This is a genomic window from Blastococcus sp. LR1 (genome assembly GCF_020166105.1).
Lineage (GTDB): Bacteria > Actinomycetota > Actinomycetes > Mycobacteriales > Geodermatophilaceae > Blastococcus.
In genome coordinates, this window is record NZ_JAIUJY010000001.1 from 15,077 (window position 1) to 36,257 (window position 21,181).

At 73.8% G+C, this 21,181-nt stretch carries 21 protein-coding genes and 1 pseudogene; 8 read left to right on the forward strand and 14 right to left on the reverse strand.

What is annotated here, in order from left to right; genetic code table 11:
• Positions 1-2: 2 nt before the first annotated feature.
• The gene (locus LBW97_RS00080) at positions 3-542 is read right to left on the reverse strand and encodes a hypothetical protein (RefSeq protein ID WP_224497367.1); all 540 of its coding nucleotides are present in this window, start codon (positions 540-542) and stop codon (positions 3-5) included.
• 406 nt (positions 543-948) lie between these two features.
• Here LBW97_RS00080 and LBW97_RS20550 point away from each other — a divergent pair.
• Positions 949-1,368 (forward strand): annotated as a pseudogene (locus LBW97_RS20550) (transcriptional regulator); the annotation flags it as partial.
• Between the two features lie 81 nt (positions 1,369-1,449).
• Here LBW97_RS20550 and LBW97_RS00090 read toward each other — a convergent pair.
• Genes LBW97_RS00090 through pheS form a run of 3 tightly spaced genes read right to left on the reverse strand, consistent with a single transcriptional unit; the run spans position 1,450 to position 5,784 of the window.
• Entirely contained in the window at positions 1,450-2,253 is an 804-nt protein-coding gene (locus LBW97_RS00090; protein ID WP_224497368.1) for an SDR family oxidoreductase, read from the reverse strand.
• A complete protein-coding gene (gene pheT / locus LBW97_RS00095; protein WP_224497369.1) occupies positions 2,246-4,720 on the reverse strand; it encodes a phenylalanine--tRNA ligase subunit beta in 2,475 nt (824 codons plus the stop codon). Before pheT ends, LBW97_RS00090 begins: the two co-directional genes overlap by 8 nt.
• Complete coding sequence (gene pheS / locus LBW97_RS00100; RefSeq protein ID WP_224497370.1) at positions 4,717-5,784, reverse strand: phenylalanine--tRNA ligase subunit alpha; 1,068 nt, start codon at positions 5,782-5,784, stop codon at positions 4,717-4,719. The genes pheT and pheS overlap by 4 nt, the downstream gene beginning before the upstream one ends.
• 183 nt (positions 5,785-5,967) lie before the next feature.
• On the opposite strand from pheS, the gene LBW97_RS00105 reads away from it, so the two are divergent.
• Positions 5,968-6,810 carry a DMT family transporter gene (locus LBW97_RS00105; RefSeq protein ID WP_224497371.1) on the forward strand — a complete coding sequence of 281 codons (843 nt, stop codon included), beginning with the start codon at positions 5,968-5,970 and terminating at the stop codon, positions 6,808-6,810.
• Positions 6,811-6,879: 69 nt separating this feature from the next.
• Positions 6,880-9,132, forward strand: a complete 2,253-nt coding sequence (locus LBW97_RS00110; RefSeq protein WP_224497372.1) for an EAL domain-containing protein — start codon at positions 6,880-6,882, stop codon at positions 9,130-9,132.
• Positions 9,133-9,150: 18 nt separating this feature from the next.
• Here the strand turns inward: LBW97_RS00110 and LBW97_RS00115 are convergent, their stop codons facing one another.
• From LBW97_RS00115 to LBW97_RS00140, 6 genes are all read right to left on the reverse strand, one after another.
• Positions 9,151-9,813: a TetR/AcrR family transcriptional regulator gene (locus tag LBW97_RS00115; RefSeq protein ID WP_224497373.1), complete on the reverse strand. Its 663-nt coding sequence runs from the start codon at positions 9,811-9,813 to the stop codon at positions 9,151-9,153.
• A 224-nt stretch (positions 9,814-10,037) separates the two neighbouring features.
• Positions 10,038-10,826 (reverse strand): RNA methyltransferase, encoded by a 789-nt coding sequence (locus LBW97_RS00120; protein ID WP_224497374.1) that lies wholly within the window; start codon positions 10,824-10,826, stop codon positions 10,038-10,040.
• Positions 10,827-10,921: 95 nt separating this feature from the next.
• Complete coding sequence (rplT, locus tag LBW97_RS00125) at positions 10,922-11,308, reverse strand: 50S ribosomal protein L20 (RefSeq protein ID WP_224497375.1); 387 nt, start codon at positions 11,306-11,308, stop codon at positions 10,922-10,924.
• 35 nt (positions 11,309-11,343) lie between these two features.
• Entirely contained in the window at positions 11,344-11,538 is a 195-nt protein-coding gene (rpmI, locus tag LBW97_RS00130) for a 50S ribosomal protein L35 (protein ID WP_104525481.1), read from the reverse strand.
• Positions 11,539-11,591: 53 nt separating this feature from the next.
• Positions 11,592-12,317 carry a translation initiation factor IF-3 gene (gene infC / locus LBW97_RS00135; protein WP_308010381.1) on the reverse strand — a complete coding sequence of 242 codons (726 nt, stop codon included), beginning with the start codon at positions 12,315-12,317 and terminating at the stop codon, positions 11,592-11,594.
• Positions 12,318-12,543: 226 nt separating this feature from the next.
• Positions 12,544-13,032 (reverse strand): PH domain-containing protein, encoded by a 489-nt coding sequence (locus LBW97_RS00140; protein ID WP_224497377.1) that lies wholly within the window; start codon positions 13,030-13,032, stop codon positions 12,544-12,546.
• Between the two features lie 52 nt (positions 13,033-13,084).
• Here LBW97_RS00140 and LBW97_RS00145 point away from each other — a divergent pair, with 52 nt between their 5' ends.
• The 3 genes from LBW97_RS00145 (at position 13,085) to LBW97_RS00155 (ending at position 15,943) form a co-directional block, all read left to right on the forward strand.
• Positions 13,085-14,140: an MBL fold metallo-hydrolase gene (locus LBW97_RS00145; RefSeq protein WP_224497378.1), complete on the forward strand. Its 1,056-nt coding sequence runs from the start codon at positions 13,085-13,087 to the stop codon at positions 14,138-14,140.
• Positions 14,119-14,727, forward strand: coding sequence for a uridine kinase (locus tag LBW97_RS00150; RefSeq protein WP_224497379.1), 609 nt, complete (start codon positions 14,119-14,121; stop codon positions 14,725-14,727). Before LBW97_RS00145 ends, LBW97_RS00150 begins: the two co-directional genes overlap by 22 nt.
• 94 nt (positions 14,728-14,821) lie before the next feature.
• Complete coding sequence (locus LBW97_RS00155) at positions 14,822-15,943, forward strand: uroporphyrinogen-III synthase (protein WP_224497380.1); 1,122 nt, start codon at positions 14,822-14,824, stop codon at positions 15,941-15,943.
• On the opposite strand, the gene LBW97_RS00160 is transcribed toward LBW97_RS00155, so the two are convergent.
• Both LBW97_RS00160 and LBW97_RS00165 read right to left on the reverse strand, forming a co-directional pair.
• Positions 15,933-16,517 carry an N-acetyltransferase gene (locus LBW97_RS00160; protein WP_224497381.1) on the reverse strand — a complete coding sequence of 195 codons (585 nt, stop codon included), beginning with the start codon at positions 16,515-16,517 and terminating at the stop codon, positions 15,933-15,935. The two genes, LBW97_RS00155 and LBW97_RS00160, sit on opposite strands and share 11 nt — an antisense overlap.
• A gap of 119 nt (positions 16,518-16,636) precedes the next feature.
• The gene (locus tag LBW97_RS00165) at positions 16,637-18,025 is read right to left on the reverse strand and encodes an MFS transporter (protein WP_224497382.1); all 1,389 of its coding nucleotides are present in this window, start codon (positions 18,023-18,025) and stop codon (positions 16,637-16,639) included.
• Between the two features lie 147 nt (positions 18,026-18,172).
• Between LBW97_RS00165 and LBW97_RS00170 the strand changes: the two genes are divergently transcribed.
• Both LBW97_RS00170 and LBW97_RS00175 read left to right on the forward strand, forming a co-directional pair.
• Entirely contained in the window at positions 18,173-18,988 is an 816-nt protein-coding gene (locus LBW97_RS00170) for a hypothetical protein (protein ID WP_224497383.1), read from the forward strand.
• Between the two features lie 48 nt (positions 18,989-19,036).
• The gene (locus tag LBW97_RS00175) at positions 19,037-19,522 is read left to right on the forward strand and encodes a hypothetical protein (protein WP_224497384.1); all 486 of its coding nucleotides are present in this window, start codon (positions 19,037-19,039) and stop codon (positions 19,520-19,522) included.
• 11 nt (positions 19,523-19,533) lie between these two features.
• Here LBW97_RS00175 and LBW97_RS00180 read toward each other — a convergent pair whose 3' ends face one another.
• Together LBW97_RS00180 and LBW97_RS00185 are read right to left on the reverse strand one after the other, a co-directional pair.
• Entirely contained in the window at positions 19,534-20,193 is a 660-nt protein-coding gene (locus tag LBW97_RS00180) for a bifunctional 2-polyprenyl-6-hydroxyphenol methylase/3-demethylubiquinol 3-O-methyltransferase UbiG (protein ID WP_224497385.1), read from the reverse strand.
• Positions 20,190-21,134: an NAD(P)/FAD-dependent oxidoreductase gene (locus LBW97_RS00185; protein ID WP_224497386.1), complete on the reverse strand. Its 945-nt coding sequence runs from the start codon at positions 21,132-21,134 to the stop codon at positions 20,190-20,192. Before LBW97_RS00185 ends, LBW97_RS00180 begins: the two co-directional genes overlap by 4 nt.
• Positions 21,135-21,181 lie beyond the last annotated feature (47 nt).

Consider the following 21,181-nt stretch of genomic DNA (forward strand, 5'->3'; position numbering starts at 1 on the left):
GGCTATGACCCTGTTTCGTCGGTGCGCCGGATGACACCCTTGGCCACAGGCTGGAGTGGACGCCAGTCCACGCCGCTACCTCGCCAGAAGCGGCCGCAATCGGCTTCGATCTCGGCCTTGAGCTCGTCAAGATGGGCGTAGAACGCCTGCTCAGCCTGGCTGAGGCCTTCGCCCTTCATCTGCTCCCTCAACTCATTGAGCCTCTTCTGGATTTGCCGCAGCGCGATGCCAGCGGCCGCACTGAACCCGCGCGCGAAACGTGCGTCACCATGGTCGGTCATCGCCCCTTGAACTGAGTCGCGGGCGGCGTCCATGACGGACTGGCCTAATCCGCGGAACCGCTCTGCACGCGCGTCCAGGCAGTCGAACCCGATCCGGCTCAGTACGCGTTGCGCCTCCATGGTTGTGAACGTTGTGCGGTCCCAGCCAGTGACGTGCCCGAGGACCTGCTTAGGCGGGAACATCCGCCCATTGACCACGACCGTGTGCTTCTGAATCGGTTCAGGGTCCGCATCGATCATGCGGGCCTCGACCTCCTGCATCGTGAGGTCGAAGTTCCGGCCACCTACCTTCATCTCTACCCTCTCGAGTGCTCACTATGACTTACTGTAAGGGGCAATAAGTTTTACCACACGGCTTGACAAGCATGAGGGCGTTGGGGGCCGGCTCCAGATGGTGGCCGCCGATCGGCCGCGTGAGGCAGTCGTCAAGCAGTCGGGGCGCCAAGCGCTCGGCATGAGCGGACTTCGCGGCCCCAGCGATGGGGACGCACTCAGTGACAGCGCCCCACGCCGGAGCCTCGTGGACACGGGGCGGTCGCAGCCCAACCGCGAGGTGGTGCTGCACCTCGCCGAGCAGCTCGAGGTGCCGCTGCGAGCACGCGACGAGCTGCTCGTCGCGGCCGGCTACGCCCCGGTCCACGGGCGACGGGGACTCACCGCCTCGGACATGGACGCCGTCCGGCGCGCCATCGACACCGTGCTGGCCGCCTACGAGCCGTTCCCCGCCGTGGTGGTCGGCCGCGGCTGGAACCTGGTCGCCGGCAACCGGGGCCTCCCGCTCCTCACCGACGGCGTGCACCCGCGACTGCTGGAGCCGCCGGTCAACATCCTGCGGTTGCCCCTGCACCCCGATGGCATGGCGCCCCGGATCCGCAACCTCGCCCAGTGGCGCACGCACGTGCTCCAGCGGCTCGGGCGCGAGGTCCGGCCCTCCGGCGATCCCGGACTGGCCGCCCTGCATCGCGAGCTGTCCCTGCTGCCCGGCGGCGCGGATCCGTGTCCGCGGGACGGCATCGCCGTCCCGTTGCGGATCCGGGCCGGGGACGCCGAGCTGTCGTTCCTCTCGACCGTGACGACCTTCGGCACGGCGGTGGACCTGACCGCGGCCGAGGTCAGCGTCGAGGCGTTCCTCCCCCGCCGACGAGCAGACCGCCGAGGCGGTCCGGGCTCAGGCCAGCGGGTCGGCGTCGCCGTAGGGGCGCAGGCGGAGCTGCCGGGCGGCGTCCTCGGGCGTGGTGGAGCGCAGCACGTCGAGGTCGTCCTTGCCGGCCCGCACGAAGCGGCCCGACCAGTGGTCGAGCTCGCCGGCGGCGATCGCCGCGACGATCTCGACCACCGCCTCCGGCGGCGTCCAGTCGGTGAAGCCCTGCCACATGTGCATCGACCGCGTCATGGGGGTGTTGACGACGCCGGGCGCCACGTCGAAGGCCCGGACGTCCGACCCCTCCAGCGCGGTGGCCAGCGACTCGGTCAGCCGCATGAGGCCCGTCTTCGCCACCGAGTACGCCGAGTACTCAGGGACGGCCCGCGTGCTCATGCCGCTGGCGATGTTGACGACCCGGCCGCGGTTGCGCAGCACCATCCACGGCACGACGTTCCGGATGGTCAGCTGCGCGCCCCGGATGTGGCTGGAGACGACGTCCCACCACTGGTCGGCGTCGGCCTCCCAGACGGGCACCTCGAACTCGTCGATCAGCCCGGCGTTGTTGACCAGCAGATCCACCTGACCGAGCTTCTCGACGACCTCGGCGACGGCGACCTCCACCGACGCGCGGTCGGTGACGTCGGCGGCGACGGCCAGGGTGCGGGCCCCGGTGGCCGCGGCGACCTCGTCCATCGCCGTCTGCAGCCGGTCGGCGGTCCGGGCGAGGCCGGCCACCGCCATCCCGCGCGCCGCCAGCCCCTCGACCAGGTGCCGGCCGATCCCCGTGGACGCGCCGGTGACCAGCGCGACCCCATTGAGGTCAGCCACGGAGCTCGGCTCCCTGCTCGCGCGCGGCCGCGATGACGCGCTCGCGCACCTCGGCGGCCTCCTCGCCGCTGAGCGTCCGGTCGGGCGCGCGCAGGGTGACCGCGTAGGCGAGCGACTTCGAGTGCTCTGGCAGTGAGGGCCCGGTGTAGACGTCGAACAGGCGCAGCGACTCGAGGAGCTCCCCGGCGGCCTCCCGCACGGTCGCCTCGAACTCGGCGGCCGACTGGTCGCCGGCGACCACGAACGCGAGGTCGAACAGCACCGGCGGGAAGGTGGAGATCGGCGGCGCCTGCGGCACGGTCGGCACCGGGAAGGCGTCGCCGTCGAGCTCCATCACCGACGTGCGCGGCGGCAGGCCGAGGCTCTCGCAGACCTTGGGGTGCAGCTCGCCGGCGTACCCGACGACCCGGTCGCCGACCAGCAGCTCGGCGCAGCGGCCCGGGTGCCACGGCGCCCGCTCCCCTGCCCGCACGGTCAGCTCGGCACCGGCGGCCTCGGCCACCACGCGGGCGGCCTGGATCGCGTCGGCCCACTCCGCCGGCCGACCCGGCCCCCACCAGCCGCGCGGCTCGCGCTGGCCGGTGAGCGCCACGGCCACGTGCCACGGCTGAGCCGGGACTGCGCCCAGCAGTGCGGCGAGGGTGGTGTCGTCGGGGCGGCGGTCGACGCCGGGCAGGGGCGCCGTCGTCCGCTCGCCCCCGGGGAAGACGCTGCCGTGCTCGAACAGCGCCACGTCGCGCTGACCGCGGGCGAGATTGCGGGCCAGCGAGGCGAGCAGGCCGGGCAGGAGCGTCGTCCGCAGCGCCGGGGCCTCCTCCGACAGCGGGTTGCGCACGGTGTTGACCCGGCGGCGGTCGTCGTCCTCGGGCAGCCCGAGCGCGTCGAGCTGCGGCGTCCCGATGAAGGGGAACGCCGGGGCCTCGACGTACCCGGCATCGGCCAGCGCGCGGCCGATGCTGCGCCGGCGACGCTGCCGCTCGGTGAGCCCGCCACCGGGAGGCGCGGTCGGCAGGATCGAGGGGATCTCGTCGAAGCCGCGGAAGCGCACGACCTCCTCGACGAGGTCGGCCGGCTCCAGCAGGTCGCCGCGCCAGGACGGCGGGGTGACGCGCACGGTGTCGCCGTCACCGTCGACGGTCGCACCAATGGCCTCCAGCGCCTCGACGACCTGCGCACGGGCATAGGGCACGCCGGCGATGCGAGCAGGCAGCGACACGTCCAGCGCGATGCCGTAGCCGGACTCGCGGGTGTCGACGTCGACCGGCGCACCGACGACGCGGGCGCCGCCGTGCTCGACCAGCAGGCCGGCCGCGCGGGCGAGCGCGACCACGGTCACCTCGGGGTCGGTGCCGCGCTCGAAGCGCTTGCCGGCCTCGCTGGGCAGCCGGTGGCGGCGCACCCCGCGGGAGATGCCGGCCGGCTCCCAGTGCGCGGCCTCGAGCAGCACGGCGGTGGTGGCCCTGCCGTCCGAGGTGCTGCCGATCTCGGTCGACGCGCCACCCATGACACCGGCCATGCCGATCGGGCCGGACTCGTCGGTGATGAGCAGGTCGTCGTCGGTCAGCGCGCGGTCGACGCCGTCCAGGGTGGTGAGCCGCTCCCCGGCCGTCGCGGTGCGCACGGTGATCGGCCCGCGCACGGTGTCGCGGTCGAAGGCGTGCATCGGCTGCCCGAGCTCGAGCATCACGTAGTTGGTGACGTCGACGGCCAGCGAGATGCTGCGCACGCCGCACTGGGCGAGCCGCTGCCGCAGCGCCCACGGGCTGGGCGCGGCCGGGTCGAGACCTTCCAGCGCGAGGAGGGAGAAACGGTCGCAGCGCTCGGGGTCGGCGACGGCGACCTCCCACGCCGGGGCGCCGGACCAGTCCGGCAGCGGCAGGTCGGCCGGGTCACGCCAGGAGACGCCGAGGACGCCGGCCAGGTCGCGGGCGATGCCGCGCATCGACATGGCGTAGCCACGGTCCGGGGTGACGTCGAGGTCGAAGACGACGTCGTCGAGACCCAGGACGTCGGCGGCGGGGGCGCCAGGCTCGAAGCCCTCCTGCCCCAGCACCAGGATGCCGGCGTGGTCCTCGCCGATGCCGAGCTCGCGGACCGAGCAGATCATCCCGTCGGAGACGTGGTCGTAGGTCGTCCGCGCGGCGATGGCGAAGTCGCCCGGCAGGACGGCGCCGGGCAGCGCGGCCACCACGAGGTCGCCGACGGCGAAGTTGCGGGCGCCGCAGACGATGCCGCGCGGCGCTGATTCACCGACCTCGACCTGGCAGTAGCGGATCGGCTTCTTGAAGCCGGTCAGCTCCTCGATCTCCAGGACCTTGCCGACGACGAGCGGGCCGGTGGTGGCCGGCGGGCGGACGATCTCCTCGACCTCGAAGCCGAGCCGCACGAAGGCGGTGTCGAGCTCCTCGACCGTGATGCCGGCCGGGAGGTCGACCAGCTCGGCGAGCCAGCTGACGGGGACCTTCACTGCTCAACTCCGAAAGCCTTGGTGAAGCGGATGTCCGCCTCCGCGATGTCGTGCATGTCGGACACGGCCGAGCGGAACTGCAGGGCCCGCTCGATGCCCATGCCGAAGGCGAAGCCCGAGTACTGGTCGGCGTCGATGCCACAGGCGCGCAGGACCCGCGGGTTGACCATCCCGCAGCCGCCCCACTCCACCCACTGCGGGCCGTCGCGGTGCTCGGGGAACCAGACGTCGAACTCGGCCGACGGCTCGGTGAACGGGAAGAAGTGCGGCCGCCAGCGGGTGCGGGCGTCCGGACCGAACAGCTGACGGGCCAGGTGGTCCAAGGTGCCGCGCAGGTGGGCCATCGTCAGGCCCTTGTCGATCGCCAGGCCCTCGACCTGGTGGAAGACCGGCAGGTGCGTCGCGTCGAGCTCGTCGGTCCGGTAGACGCGCCCCGGGGCGACGACGTAGATCGGTGGCTGCCGGTCGAGCATGGTGCGCGCCTGGACCGGGCTGGTGTGCGTGCGCAAGACCAGGCCGGAATCCTCGGGGGCGACGAAGAAGGTGTCCATCATCGAGCGCGACGGGTGGTCGGGGCCGATGTTGAGCGCGTCGAAGTTCAGCCACTCCGCCTCGAGCTCCGGGCCGTCGGCGACCTCGTAGCCCATGCCCACGAAGATGTCGGCGATGCGGTCGGTGAGCGTGGTCAGCGGGTGCCGGGCGCCGCGGGGCGTCCGGTCCCAGGGCAGGGTGACGTCGACCCGCTCCTCGGCCAGGACCCGGGCGTCGCGCTCGGCCTCCAGTTGGGTCAGCCGCTCGGCGTAGGCCCGCTTGAGGTCGCCGAGCACGCTGTTGAGGCGCTTGCCGGCGTCGGACCGCGCCGCCGGGGGCAGCGCACCCAGCTCGCGGCGGGCCAGCAGCAGCGGCGCACGGTCACCGAGGTGATCGGGCCGGACGGCGGCGAGCTGCTCCAGGTCGGCGGCGTTCGAGAAGGCCGCGACGCCGAGGGTGAGCGCTCCCTCCAGGGACTCCTGGGAGAGCGCGGCGACCTGCTTCGGGTCGTACGGATCGTTGGCGCCAGACACGGGAGGCCATTCTGCCCGTCGACCCGCCCGGCCCGCGCCTGGGTTCCGCTGCGAGGATGCCGCGGGTCGCAGATCCGGCGTCCTACCTCACCGCTCGGGGTCCTGGCTCACGGTCGACGGTGAGGTGGGACCCGTGATGATCAGGTGAGCTGATCATTCGCAACGTCATCAGTGGAGGTGCGCGTGGCGGTCGTGCTGGCGCTGTCGTCGGCGGTCGTCTACGGGGCGTCGGACTTCCTGGGCGGCCTGGCCAGCCGGAAGGCCTCGGTCTTCGCCGTCGTCGCCCTCTCCCAGCTGGCCGGGCTGATCGCCCTGGTGGCGCTGCTCCCCTGGCTCGGCGGCCCGGTGACGACCGCCGACGTCGCCTGGGGCGCGGCCGCCGGCCTCGCGGGCTCCACCGGCCTGCTGGTCTTCTTCCGCGCCCTGGCAACCGGCGTCATGAGCGTCATCGCCCCCGTCACCGCTGTCACCGCCGCCGCGGTGCCGGTGTTCGTGGGTCTGCTGGGCGGTGACCGGATCGGGCCGTGGGCGGCCGTCGGCATCGTCCTGGCCCTGGTCGCCGTCGTCCTCGTGTCCGCCGAGGGCGGGGTCCGGGCGCTCCGGGCCGCCCGGCCCGGCAGCCTGCTGCCCGCGTTGGGTGCCGGCCTCGCGTTCGGACTCTTCTTCGTGCTCCTGGACCGGACGGCGGAGGACGCCGGCCTCACGCCCCTGGTCGCCGCCCGGACCGCCTCGATCACGCTCGTGCTGCTCGTCGCGCTCTCCGGACGCCGGTCGGTGCGCCCGACCCGCGCGGCGCTGCCGCTCATCGTCGTCTCCGGCGTCGGCGACATGGCGGCGAACGCACTGTTCCTGCTGGCGACCCAGACCGGCGGGCCGCTCGCCATCACCGGCGTCCTGTCCTCGCTCTATCCCGTCAGCACCGTGCTGCTCGCCCAGCTGGTCCTGCGCGAGCGCCTCGTCCCCGCCCAGCTGGCCGGGTTGATGACGGCGGCCGCCGCGGTCGTGCTCATCACGCTGCCCGGCTGACCTCCCCCTTCGGGGGGTGCCGGCCCGGGTCGGCTTCGGTCCGCCCGCCCGGCGGCCGATGGGCGATTCGTGGACCCTGTGCGCCCGAACCCTGACGCTGCCCTCGCCGCGGCCCTCGACGAGGCCCTGCGCCCCGGCGGTGTGCGCAGCGTGTTCCAGCCCATCGTCGAGCTCGACACCGGCTTCGTGGTCGCGCACGAGGCGCTCGCCCGCGGACCGGAGGGGCCGCTGCAGCGCCCCGACCACCTCTTCGCTGCCGCCCGCGCCGCCGGCCGGCTGGCCGAGCTGGACAGCGCCTGCCGCGTCGCCGCCTTCGAGGGCGCCACCCGGCACGGCATCGCCGCACCGCTGGCGCTGTTCGTCAACGTCGAGCCCGAGGTGCTCGACACCGCGCCGCTCGAGGAGCTGCTGGCCATCGCCGAGGCAGCCCCGGGCAGGCTGCGCGTGGTCATGGAGATCACCGAGCGGGCCATCGCGGCCCGTCCGGCCGAGCTGCTGCGCACGGTCGCCCGCGTCCGCGAGCTCGGCTGGGGCATCGCGCTGGACGACGTCGGCGCAGATCCGATGTCGCTGGCGTTCATGCCGCTGCTGCGCCCCGACGTGGTGAAGCTCGACCTGCGGCTGGTGCAGGAGCGCCCCGGCCCCGCCATCGCCCAGATCATGAACGCGGTCAACGCCTACGCGCAGGCCACCGGCGCCGCCGTGCTCGCCGAGGGCATCGAGGACGACCGGCACCTGGCGATGGCGCACGCCCTCGGCGCCACGCTCGGCCAGGGCTGGCTGTTCGGCCGCCCGTCGGACGTGCCGTCCACCGACCGCCCGGCGGGGGCCCTGCCCCTGCCGGTGCATCGTGACGCCGGCGGCCCCGCGGGCTCGCCGTTCTCCTGCCTGCCCGAGGGGACGACGCTGCGCCGGGCGCCCAAGAGCCTGCTGATCGAGCTGAGCAAGCAGCTGGAACGGGAGGCCATGCGGCTCGGCGAGACATGCGTCGTGGCGGCCACCTTCCAGGAGGCCCGGCACTTCACCCCCTCGACCACCCAGCGCTACCGCGACCTCGTCGAGCGCACCGGCTTCGTGTGCGCGCTGGGCGAAGGGCTGCCGGTCGAGCCGCTGCCGGGGCTGCGCGGAGCCGACCTCGCCCCCGGCGATCCGGTGCGCGGTGAGTGGGACGTCGTGGTCCTCGCCCCGCACTTCAGCGTGGCGCTGCTGGCCCGCGACCTCGGCACGACCGGTCCGGACCTCGAGCGCCAGTTCGAGTACGCCCTCACCTACGACCGCGACGTCTCCGTCCGGGCCGCGCGCAGCCTGCTGGACCGGGTCGCCCCCGGGGCACCGAGCACGCCGCACGTCCCGGTCGCCCGCCCGGCGACCGCGACTGCGCCCGTGGACCCCTACGTGGCCGAGCTGCTCGGGGACAACGTGCTCGTCCGCCGCGCGCTGGACGCCACGCCGTCGGGCGTGTGCCTCGTCGACGTCCGCCTCCCCGACCAGCCGCTGGTCTACGTCAACGCCGCCTTCGAGCGGCTCGCGGGACTGCCCCGCGAGGAGCTGCTCGGCCGCAACTGCCGGTTCATGCAGGGCGCCGACACCGATCCGGCTGCGCTCGGCCGGATCCGCGATGCCGTCGCCGCCGGCGAGGAGTGCCGGGAGGTCCTGCTCAACGTGCGCGGTCCCGAGAAGACGCCGTGGTTCAACGAGCTGCACCTGGCGCCGGTCACCGACGAGTCCGGCGCCGTCATCCAGTACATCGGCGTCCAGGTCGACGTCACGGCCCGGGTCGAGGCCGAGCGTGCCCTGCAGCGGGAGCGGGACCGCGGGCTCAGCTACCTGGCCCAGATCGAGGAGCTCGCGGTCACCGACCCGCTCACCGGCCTCCCCACGCGGGCCCACCTGCAGCAGCAGGTGGAGACCGCGCTGTGGAACGCCCGGGCGACCGGCGACTCGGTGGGCGTGATCGCCCTCGCCGTCCAGGGGCACGCCCAGCTCGAGTGCGAGTTCGGGCCGGCCGCCGCCGAGACGCTCATGCGCTCCACCGCCGAGCGGCTGCGCGGGCGCCTGCGCCGCGGCGACCTGGTCGCCCGGTGGACCCGCGATTCGTTCGTCGTGCTGCTGCCCGGACTCGCGCGCACGGACGCCGGCGAGGAGACCGAGCGGGTGGTCGACCAGCTCACCGCGGCGGCGCACGCGCCGGTCGTGGTCGACGGCACGCCGGCGGTGCTCGCGGTGACGGTGGGCACCGCATGCTTCCCGCACAATGCGGACGACGTCGCCGGGTTGCTCGCCGTCGCCGACGGCACCACCGGACGCACGTCGGCGCGCTGAGTCAGCGGCCGACGTCCGTCAGCTCCGCGGCGGGAGCAGCGTGCCCAGACCACCGTCGGCCAGGGCGGTCAGCTGATCGACCAGTTCGGCGGCCGACACCGTCCGGGCCGCCGACCACCAGTGCGCGGCCAGCTGCACCATGCCGACGACGCCGTAGGCCCACGTCATCGCGCCGTCAGCGGAGCGCCCGGCTGCGATGAGCCGTTCGCTGATGAGTCCCCCGAGCGCCCCGGCCACGGCGTGCTCGGTGGCGGCGACCAGGTCGGCTCGGCCGGTCCGGCCGGTCTGGGCGTAGGCGAACCGGTACAGGGCCGGCTCGTCCTCGATCAGGGCGACGAAGGCGGCGATCACAGCACTGAGCGAGGCCCGGTCGTCGGCCCGCTCCACCGCGAGCTCGCCGAGCAGCCGCGGCAGCAGGATGGCCTGCGAGATGCGCTCGAGGACGGCGTCGATGAGCTCGTCCTTGTCGCTGAAGTAGCGGTAGATGACGGTCTTGGAGACACCGGCGCTGCGCGCCACGTCGTCCACGGAGAAGTCCGGGCCCACCAGCCGCACCGCCTCCACGGCGGCCCCGACCAGGTCCTCGCGGCGGGCGCGCCGGTGCTCGGTCCAGCGCGAACGCCGCCCGTCCGGAGCCGGCGACGGCGGCGCCACCCCTGACGTGTCGACGACCCGTTGCATGTGTTCCACGGTAATGACTGCCTTCCGCTACAGCACGTGATCGGCGACTGGAAAGCCCGCCGATGACTCCCATCCTTCCGTCCGGGCCGGGTCGCCCGACGACCCAGTGGGCGACACCGACCGGCCGGCGCCCGTTCCGGAGGACCTCTACGGTCCGTCACCCGGGTGGTCGACGGCGTACGGCACGCCGTGATTCCACCCGGGGACCGGGCGGACCGTCGTCGTCAGCCCTGGGCGAGCTGGGTGGCGTAGAGGCAGATCGCCGCAGCGGCGGCCAGGTTGAGGCTCTCCGCCCGCCCGCGCATCGGGATGCGGACCCGGGCGTCGGCGAGGGCGGCCAGCTCGGCGGGCACTCCGCGGGCCTCGTTGCCGAACAGCCACAGCACCGGGCCCGCGAGCTGCGCGCCCAGCTGGTCGAGGGAGGCCTCTCCCCCGCCGTCGGCGGCGAGCACGGTGACCCCCGACGTCCGGAGCGCGGGCAGGAGTTCCTCCAGCGGAGCCCCTCGGACGACGTCGACGTGGAACAGGCTCCCGGCGCTGGAGCGCACCGCCTTGCCGCCGTAGGGATCGGCCGAGCCGGCTCCGAAGACGACGGCCCCGGCGCCGCAGGCGTCCGCCGTCCGCAGGACGGTGCCGGCGTTGCCCGGGTCGGCGAGCTCGGCGAGGGCGACGGAGAGCCGTGGCGGCGCGGCGACGAGATCCGCGGCCGGGACGTCCCGCAGCTCGCAGACGGCGACGAGCCCCTGCGGGGTGACGGTCTCCGACAGCCCGGCGGCCGCCTTCTCGGTGACCAGCCGGACCGGGACGGTCGTGGCCGCGAGCAGGTCGCGGTGAGCGGTGGCGGCGGCCTCGGTGGCGAAGACCTCGCGGACGCCGCCGGGCTGCGCCAGCGCCTCGACCACCGCCTGGCGCCCCTCGGCGAGGAAGAGCCCGGCGGCGTCCCGGCCCGCGCGGCGGGTCAGCTTGCGCGCGGCGGCGATCCGGCCGGACCGCTCGGTCAGCAGCTCGCTCACGGCACTTCTCTCCTCGACGGGGGTGAACAGACGACGACGCCGCCGGCGCCGACCCCGTAGGGCCGGTCACCGACGGCGTCGTCAGTGCTTCAGGGTCAGGCGGCCTGACCGGTCGCCTGCGGGTTCGCGGCGAGCGCGGCCCGGGCGGACTCGACGAGCACGGCGAAGGCAGCCGGCTCGTTGACGGCCAGCTCGGCCAGGACACGACGGTCCAGCTCGATGTCGGCCAGCTTGAGGCCCTGCATGAACCGGTTGTAGGTCATGTCGTTCAGGCGAGCCGCAGCGTTGATGCGGGTGATCCACAGCTTGCGGAAGTCACCCTTGCGCGCCTTGCGGTCGCGGTAGTTGTAGGTCGCGGAGTGGAGGATCTGCTCCTTGGCCTTGCGGTAGAGCCGCGAGCGCTGGCCGCGGTAACCGCTGGCCTGCTCGAGAACGCTACGACGCTTCTTCTGGGCGTTGACCGCCCGCTTCACGCGTGCCACGTGAGAGCTCCTGTCTTCTCGTCAGTAAAGGGCGGTCAGAGACCGAGCAGCTTCTTCATCCGCGGCGCGTCGGCCTTGGACAGAACGCCGATCCCGCTCACGCGGCGCTTGCGGCCCGAGGACTTCACCTCGAACTTGTGCTGGTTGTTGGTGTGCTCGCGAACGAGCTTCCCGGAACCCGTCACGCGCACGCGCTTGGCGGTGCCCTTGTGGGTCTTCTGCTTCGGCATGTCCCTCGTCCTGTTCGTCTGTCGTAAGTCGTGGGCCCTGCAGGAGGTGGTGCTCAGGCGGTGGGCGCCTGCTCCTCGGGCTTCTCGTCGTTCTCCGCACGGGCCTTGGCGGACTGCGCAGCGGCCTGCGCCTGGGCGGACTGCGCAGCGGCCTGCGCCTGCTGCTGCAGCGCCTGCGCGTTCTTGTGCGGAGCGATCACCATGACCATGTTGCGACCGTCCTGCTTCGGGTTGGACTCGACGACGCCCAGTTCGGTCACGTCGGCGGCCAGCCGCTGCAGCAGGCGGTAGCCCATCTCCGGGCGCGACTGCTCGCGGCCACGGAACATCACGGTGATCTTGACCTTGTCGCCGCCCTTGAGGAAGCGCTCGACGTGGCCCTTCTTGGTCTCGTAGTCGTGCGGGTCGATCTTGAGACGGAGCCGCATCTCCTTGATGACCGTGAGCGCCTGGTTGCGCCGCGACTCACGCGCCTTCTGGGCGGCCTCGTACTTGAACTTCCCGTAGTCCATGAGCTTGGCGACGGGCGGCCGGGCCATGGGAGCGACCTCGACGAGGTCGAGCTCGGAGTCCTGGGCCAGGCGCAGCGCTTCGCCGATCGACACGATGCCGACCTGCTCGCCCTCGGGACCCACGAGGCGGACCTCGGGGACCCGGATACGGTCGTTGATGCGGGGCTCGGTGATGGCCTCTCCTCTGCTGCTGCGTGGGAGGAGTCGCTGGCCCACCCGGGCGCCGACAGACGTAAGGCCCCGCGAGCATCTGCTCACGGGGCCCACTCGCCGGTGGCACACGTCCCTTTCGGGGTCCGTGCGTACGCGATCACCGGCACGTGGCCGGTTCTCGCGATCCGGGACCTGGGCGCCCAGGGGGCGTCAGGTGGGAGCGGGCTCCTCTTCGGTTCGGCGGCCCGAGGGCCGCCGGATGGTTCGCGTGTCTCCCTGGAAGAGCGGAGACCCGTTCACTCTACAGCGTCTGCCCCCGCGCCGGTCATTCCCCCCTCGCTCAGTCGTCGTAGAGCAGCGGGGGGCGGACCGGGTCCTTCGCGCGGGCCGCGGCGTGCAGGACGCGCAGCGCCTCCACCCCGCGCACGGAGGTCTCGCCGTCGAACGACTGCAGAGCCAGCAGCGAGACCTCGTCCCCGTTCTCCAGCAGGAGCGAGCCCCAGTAGGACTTCCGGTCGAAGCGCACGGCACGAACCGCCGTCCATCGCAGCTCGTGGTGGACGAGGATGTTGCGGATCCGCACCCCGTCGGCGTCGGCGTCCACCCGGGAACGGCCGAAGAACAGCACGCCCCCGGCGAGCACCAGGCCGAGCCCGGCGATGGCGATCTGATCGAGCAGGCCGTACTCCACGACCGTGTTCGTCGTCGAGGGCAGCGAGAGCGCGACCAGCCCCATCACGACGACGACGATCACGGCCAGCAGGGCCAGCGCCTGACGCAGCCGACGCGGGACGATCGACACCGACACGGGAGCCTGGAGAGAGGACACGAGGCCATTCTCCCAGCCGGGCGCGGAACACCGACTGGCAGAGTGCCGTGTCGTGGAGATCACCGGCACGGCGCAGCACGAGGCCTGGGAGGCCCGCACCCTCCCTCCGGTGGAGCAGGTGCGGCCCGGCCTCTGGTCGATCCCGGTGCCGATCCCGCACAACCCGCTGCGCTACGTCAGCACCTACGCCTTCGCCCTCGACGGCGGTGGCCTCGGGCTGATCGACACCGGCTGGGAGAGCGAGGCGGGCTGGCAGGCGCTCACCGAGGGCCTGGCCTCCATCGGCGGCGGGATCACCGACCTCCGCGGCGTCCTGGTCACCCATCTGCACTTCGACCACCTCGGGCTGGCCGCCCGCGTGCGCGAGGCCAGCGGGGCGTGGATCGCGATGCACCCGGCGGACGTCGCCGCCGTCCGCCGGCTGACCACGACCGAGACCCAGGCGGCCGTCGACCTCGAGGTCGAATTCCTCGTGAGCCTCGGCGCCCCGCGCGAGGAGGCGCAGAGCGACGTCGGAGGCGCGGAGAACCTGGCGGGCTTCCACCGCATGGCCGTCGCCGACCGCCTGCTCGAGGACGGCGACCGCGCGGACTTCCCCGGCTGGGACCTGCGCGCCGTCCACACGCCCGGGCACACCCCGGGCCACCTCTGCTTCGCCGAGGAGCGGACCGACCTCTTCTTCGCGGGCGACCACGTGCTGCCGCGGATCAGCCCGAACATCTCCAGCGGCCCCAGCTCCGGGCCCGACGGCAACCCGCTGGGTGACTTCCTGAGCTCGCTGCAGGCCGTTCGCGACCTGCCGGCGAGCGAGGTCCTGCCGGCGCACGAGTGGCGGTTCCGCGGCCTGGCCGAGCGCGTCGACTCCCTCACCGAGCACCACGAACGCCGGCTCACCGAGCTGCTCGACGCCATCCGGGCCAATCCGCACGCGACTCCGTGGGACCTCGCCTCCCACCTCACCTGGTCGCGCCCCTGGGAGCAGTACGCGCGGCGGATGCGGATCTTCGCCGTGACCGAGACCAACGCCCACGTGCGCCTCCTGGCCCGCCGAGGCCTGGTGGTGGACAGCGGCGGACCGGTGCCGACGTGGACCGTCGCGGTCCGCTGACCCCCGCCGGCCTTGCCGCTCAGGTCCTGGCCGATCGCGTCCTGGCCGATCGCGTCCTGGCCGATCGCGTCCTGGCCGCTGCGCCGCGGCTGGGCGGCACGCGGCTGGTCTGCGTCGACGGTCCGGCCGGTTCGGGGAAGACGACGCTCGCCGCCCGGCTGGCCGGCGCGCTGGGTGGCGACACCGCCGTCGTCCACATGGACGACCTCTACGCCGGGTGGACGCTCACCGGCGCCGTCGCGCGCCTCTCCGCCGGCGTCCTCCGCCCCGTGGCCGCCGGCCGGGACGGGGCCTACTCCCGCTACGACTGGACGGCGGGTCGCTTCTCCCCCGCCCCCGTGCCCGTGCCCGTGCCCGGGGTCCTCGTGGTCGAGGGGTGCGGCAGCGGCTCCCGCGCCGTCGACCCGTGGGCGAGCCTGCGCATCTGGGTGGAGGCAGATCCGGCGTTGCGACTGGCCCGCGGACTGGCACGCGACGGCGACCACCTGGCGCCGGAGTGGCACCGGTGGCAGGAGACCGAGGCGGCGCACTTCGCCGCGGACGGCACCCGCGAGCGCGCAGACGTCGTCGTCGACGGCGGGGCGTGACTCCGCTCACTCGGAGACGATCGGAGGGCGGCCGGACACACGCCGGTAACCCCGATCGCCCACCATGGGCGGCGACCGCTGGCGAGGGGGACACGTGACCGACACCGTCCGGGAACAGACGACCGAGGTGCTGCCGCTCGCCGGGTACACCGTCGCGGTGACCGCCGCACGACGCGCGGAGGAGCTCGGCGCACTCCTGGACCGGCGCGGAGCGCGGGTCGTCCACGCCCCCGCCATCCGCATCGTGCCGCTCTCCGACGACAGCGAGCTGGTCGCCGCCACCCGCCGGGTCCTCGAGGCACCCGTCGACCTGGTGGTCGCGACCACCGGCGTCGGCTTCCGCGGCTGGCTCGAGGCCTGCGACGCCTGGGACCTCCCGCTGGTCGAGCACCTGTCCGGAGCGCGCGTGCTGGCCCGCGGCCCCAAGGCCCGCGGTGCCATCCGGGGCGGTGGGCTCGTCGACGCCTGGTCCCCGGAGTCCGAGTCCTCCGCCGAGGTCCTCGAGCACCTGCTCTCCGGTGCCGAGGGTCCGCTGGCCGGGCGACGGATCGCCGTCCAGCTGCACGGCGACCCGCTCCCCGACCTCGTATCCGGCCTGCGGGAGGCCGGCGCCGACGTGCTGACGGTTCCGGTCTACCGCTGGGTGCTGCCCGAGGACGTCGCCCCCGTACGCCGGCTGGTCGCCGCCCTGATCGCGGGCGGGATCGACGCGGTGACCTTCACCAGCGCACCGGCGGCCGCCAGCCTGCTGCAGGTGGCGGACGATCTCGGACATCGGGAGGCGATGGTCGCCGCCTTGCAGCAGCGGGTGCTCGCCGTCGCCGTCGGGCAGGTGACCGCCGGCCCGCTGGACGCGGCCGGCATCCCCAGCGTCCAGCCCGAGCGGTCCCGCCTCGGGGCCCTCGCCCGGGAAGTCGTCGCGCGGCTGCCCGAGCGCGACCCCGTCCTGCAGGTCGGTCCGCACACGCTCCAGGTGCGCGGACACGCCGTCGTCGTCGACGACCGGCTCGTGGAGCTGGCACCGGGACCGCTGGCGGTGCTCCGCGAGCTGGCCCGCACGCCCGGGCACGTCGTGGCCCGGCCGGAGCTGATCGCCGCACTGCCCGGCGGCGGCGACGGACACGCGGTGGAGATGGCGGTGACCCGGCTGCGCGCGGCGCTCGGGGCACCGCTGGTCGAGACCGTCGTGAAGCGCGGCTACCGGCTCAAGGTCTGAGGTCCAGGCGCATCAGGATGCGCGGGAAGCCGTTGAGCACCGAGTCGGTGTCGGCCACCTTCTCGAAGCCGGCCCGCTCGAAGAGCTTCCGCGTGCCGACGTAGGCCATCGTCAGGTCGACCTTCCGTCCCTCGTTGTCGACGGGATAGGCCTCGACCACCGGCGCGCCCTGCGTCCGCGCGAACTCGACCGCCCCCGTCACCAGCTGATGTGCGATGCCCTGGCCGCGGTGCCCGGGACGCACCCGGACGCACCACAGCGACCACACGTCGAGGTCGTCGAGCCGCGGGATCTTCCGGTTGCGCGCGAAGGTCGTGTCGGCCCGCGGGTGGACCGCCGCCCAGCCGACGACGTCGCCGTCGTCGTCGTCGTCGTAGGCGAGCACGCCGGGGGGCAGCTCCTCGCGCACGAGCTGGCGCACGCGCTCCCCTCGCGCGGGCCCCTGCAGCGCCTGGTTCTCCTTGGAGGGGATCCGGTAGCTGAGGCACCAGCAGACATTGGCGTCCGGCCGCTTGGGGCCGAGCAGCGTCGCGACGTCCTGGAAGTTCCGGGCCGGTCGCACCTCGATCGCCATGGCCGCATCGTGGCAGCAGGTGCCGACGGAATGACGATCAGGAGACCTGACCACCAGTCGTGCAGGGGGACCGGGGGCCGGGGGCCAGGGCCACCCGGGGTGTGCCAGGACGGTGGGGCTCAGACGCGGCCGAGGGGGCGACCCGGGCGCAGGTACACGAACCAGGTGACCGCGACGCAGACGACGTAGAAGGCGATGAACACCAGGTAGGCCGAGTCGCCGGTGCCGGTGGTCATGAACGACTGCCGGAACGCCAGGTTCACCAGCACTCCTCCGAAGGCGCCGACCGCCCCGGCGATGCCGATGAGCGCCCCGGACATCCGCAGCGCGCGCCGGTCCGCGGCCCCCGCGTCGCCGCCCTCGGCCACGGACGTCAGCGCCTGGGACCGGAAGATCGCCGGGATCATCTTGTAGGTCGACCCGTTGCCCAGGCCGCTGAGCACGAACAGCGCCACGAAGCCGACGACGAACAGCGGCAGCGACTCCAGCTGGCTCGCCGCCCACACGATCCCGGCCCCCACCGCCATGGCCACAAAGTTCCAGCAGGTGATCAGCGCACCGCCGAAGCGGTCGGCCAGCGACCCGCCGAACGGGCGGATGAGCGAGCCCAGCAGCGGCCCGAGCCAGGTGAGCGAGGCGGCGGCCAGCGGTGTCGCGAAGGAGTCGGTGAACTGGTTCTGCAGCACCTGGCCGAAGGCGAAGCCGAACCCGATGAACGAGCCGAAGGTCCCGATGTAGAGGAACGACATGATCCAGGTGTGCGGCTCGCGGGTCGCCTCGCGCATGGCCCGCGGCTGGTTGCGCGCCATCGTCAGGTTGTCCATGACGAGGGCCGCGCCGACGGCGGCGGCGACGATGAGCGGGATGTAGATCCAGAGGATCAGCCGCGGGTTCGTCGCGCCGGCGGTGGCCAGCACGAGCAGCCCGACGAGCTGGACGACCGGGACGCCGAGGTTGCCGCCGCCGGCGTTGAGGCCGAGCGCCCAGCCCTTGAGCCGGTCGGGGTAGAAGGCGTTGATGTTCGCCATCGAGCTGGCGAAGTTGCCGCCGCCCACGCCGGCCAGGCACGCGACGAACAGCAGGGTGCCGTAGTCGACGCCGGGCTCGAGCACGATCGCCGTCGCGATGGTGGGCACCAGCAGCAGGGCGGCGCTGACGATCGTCCAGTTCCGGCCGCCGAAGCGGGCGACGGCGAAGGTGTAGGGCAGCCGCACGAAGGCGCCCAGCGCGGTGGGCAGCGCGGTGAGCAGGAACTTGCCGGCCGGGTCGATGCCGAACACCGGCTCCGGCAGGAAGAGCACGAGCACCGACCACAGGCTCCAGATGGAGAAGCCGACGTGCTCGGAGAAGACGGAGAAGAAGAGGTTCCGGCGGGCGACCTGCTTGCCGGTGGTCTTCCAGAACTGCGGGTCCTCCGGGCGCCAGTCGTCGATCCACCGCCCGGAGCGCCCCGGTGGCCCGGGCGGGGCCGAAGTGCTGGCGGACGTCGGACGGGTGGGTGCGGCCATGGCGACGACGGTGACCGGCGACCGTTTCCCCGGCGTCGCCCCGCGGGAGAACTCGTGTTCCGTTTCGCTCACCACGGCTGCCCCCCTGTGGTGAGGCCCCCGCCCATCGGCGTGCACGCGACCGGCCGGACCGGCGAAGATTCCCCGGTGAGCGCCGCCGAGGAAGCCGTCGACCAGTCCACCGTCGATCCGACGCCGGGCGGGCGTGCCCTCATCGAGGCCGGGAGCCCGGTCGCCGGATCGATGTCCCAGGCGGCAGCTGCCGTGGTCTTCGAGCCGACGACGGCGCGGGTGCAGGTGAACGGACGCTTCGCCGCGGTGCTGCGCACGGTGGCCGACGACGTCTGCGACCTCTCCGGCCGGGAGCGGGTCCGGGCCGGCGCCGCGCTGGCCTTCGCCGTCGAGTACGCCGCGACCGCGCACCGCAACGGGCGGCCGGTCCGCACCGACCGGTTCTTCACCCCCCGTCCCGGGAGCCGGCCGGTGGCCGAGGAGCTGGCGGACGCCGTCGTCTCCGCCGCCCGCCGCTGCACCGACGAGCGCCGGGTCCGGCACCTGGGCTACCTGCTGGCCGAGGTGGCCGTCTCCCCCGATCTCGACGCCGAGCTGGTCGGCCGGGCGCTGCGGCTGGCCGAGGGGCTGGGCTGGCGGCAGCTCGCGCTGCTGGCCGCCGTGGGCCGGCGCGACCGCGTGCCGCTGCCGATGACCCCGCTCGAGGACGACCCGCAGGGCTGGACCGCCTGGGGCGCCCGGGAGGACGTCGCCGACCTCCAGCGCGTGGGCCTGCTCGATCCGGCGCCGGCCCAGCCCCGGCCGGGTGGCGCCGCGCTCCCCCGGCTGCGCCCCGCCGACCTCCGCCTGACCCGCACCGGCGTGCTGGTGCACCGGCTGCTCGTGCTCGAGGTGCTGCGCGACGAGGCGGTCGCCGCCGCGCTGGCCGACCTGGGCCTGCCGCGCAGCTGATCGCCGCGGCACTGGCCTCCGGCCAGCCTCCCGTGCCACGGTGCCGGGATGCAGCCCACGGACCGGCGACGCCGATGGCGCCGTGCCCTGATCGGGCTGCCCCTCGTGGTGGTCGGCGCCGGCCTGACCTGGGTGGTGCTGGTCGTGGTCGAGCTGTCGAGCTACGAGGACCCCGCGGAGGCCGACCGGAGGGCTGCGGTGCTCGAAGCGGAGCTGCTGCGACTCCCCGGCGTCGTGACCGCCTCCGTCGTCCACCAGGACAATTGGGTGGTCCGGGGAGACCTCGACGCGAGCCTGGACGTCGAACCGGGCAGCGACCTCGCCGAGATCGCCGACGAGGCCGAGCGGCTCGCCTGGCTCAGCGACTTCGACGTGGTCGAGTCGGTCGACGTCCACGTCCGCGTGCCCGATCCCACCGGCGTTCCGGGACCGACCGAGAGCCGCTCCTACGCCGAGGAGTGCGCCGAGTCGTCCGGTTCCTGGTGCACGTCGGTGGCGGTGCTGGAGGACCGCTACGGCCCACGCCCCGGCTGAGCCGCGCCGTCCTACTCGCGTCGTCGCGCGACGAGCACTGTGTCGGGCACGTGGTTGCCGGTGTGCTCCCCGGCCCCGCGGTCCCGCTCCCGGGTCTCGGTGACGACGTCCCAGTCACCGGACGCGAGCTCGGCCGCGATCTCCTCGGCGGTGTAGACGGCCCCGGGCTCGTGCGCGTGGTGCTGACCGTGGCCCCAGTCGTCGCCCATCAGGTGGCCGACCACCAGCAGGGTGCCTCCCGGTGCGACGGCGGCCGCGAGCCCCTGGAACATCCGCGAGCGGTCCGACCAGGTCGCGTGCAGGTAGTGCGCGGTGACCAGGTCGAAAGAGCCCGCGGGTGGCGTCCAGGCGTCGAGGTCTTCGTGCCGCCACGCGAGCCGGGCGGTCAGCTCCAGCTCGGCCGCCTTCGCCGCACCCCGCTCCAGGGCGACCGGCGAGAAGTCGACCGCGGTGACCTGCCAACCCCGGGACGCCAGCCAGAGCGCGTCGCCGCCCTCGCCGGCTCCGGCGTCCAGGGCCCGGCCGGGTGGCAGGTCGCTCGCCTCGGCGACGAGCTGGGAATTGGGCCGTCCGGTCCACAGTGCCGGCGCGGAGCGGTAGAGCTCGTCGTAGGTCTCGCGCGTGACGGCGGGCTGCCGGGCCGCGCCGTGCTCGTGCTGGTGGTCGCTCATGCCGCCACGCTCCGCTTTCCGGACACCGCGCGCACGGTGTCCTCCTCGATCAGGTCCGCGTTGATCATCGCCCCCGCCCGCAGCCCCTGGGCCGCCGCCATGATCACCTGGGCGCTCAGGTCGCCGGCGTTGCCGGCCACCCAGACGCCGGGGACGTCGGTGCGCCCCATGGGGTCGGCCGGCAGGTGGCTGCCCATGACGGCGCCGTGCATCTCCATCGGCACCGGGGTCAGGCCGAGGCCCGCGAACAGGCCGGCATTCGCGGTGAACAGCGGGCTGACGACGACGGCGTCCCGGGCCACGAGCTCGCCGTCGGCCAGGCGCACGTCGGCGTCGCCCTCCAGGCCGCTGACCTCGCCCCGCACGATCCGGACGCCGCGGGCCTCCAGCCGCTCGAGGTCCTCGGCGCTCGGCTCGGCCCCGGTGTGCACGAAGAGGACGACGTCGTCGGTCCACTGCCGCCACAGCAGCGAGGCGTAGGCGCCCATCGCGCCGGTGCTCACGATGCCGACGGCGCGGTCGCGGACCTCCCAGCCGTGGCAGTACGGGCAGTGCAGCACGGTGTTCCCCCACCGCTCGACGACGCCGGGGAGGTCGGGCAGCTCGTCGGTCAGGCCGGTCGCCACCAGGATCCGGCGGGCGCGCACTTCCGCGTCGTCCACGTCGAGGACGAAGCCGCCATCGTCCCGACGCACGCCGGTGACCCGCCCGGACCGGACCACTCCTCCATAACCCTCGACCTCGCCCCGGCCGATCGCGTACAGCTCGCCCGGCGGCGTGCCCTCGCGACCCAGGTAGTTGTGCACGTGCCCGGCCGGTGCGTTGCGCGGTTCGCCCGCGTCCACCACCAGCACGCTGCGCCGTGCGCGAGACAGAGTGAGCGCTCCGCTCAGCCCCGCCGCGCCGCCTCCGATGACCACCACGTCGTATGCCTCGTCCATGCCGACCACTGTGCGCGCGAGTGAGACACTCTGGCAATCAGCCTTGC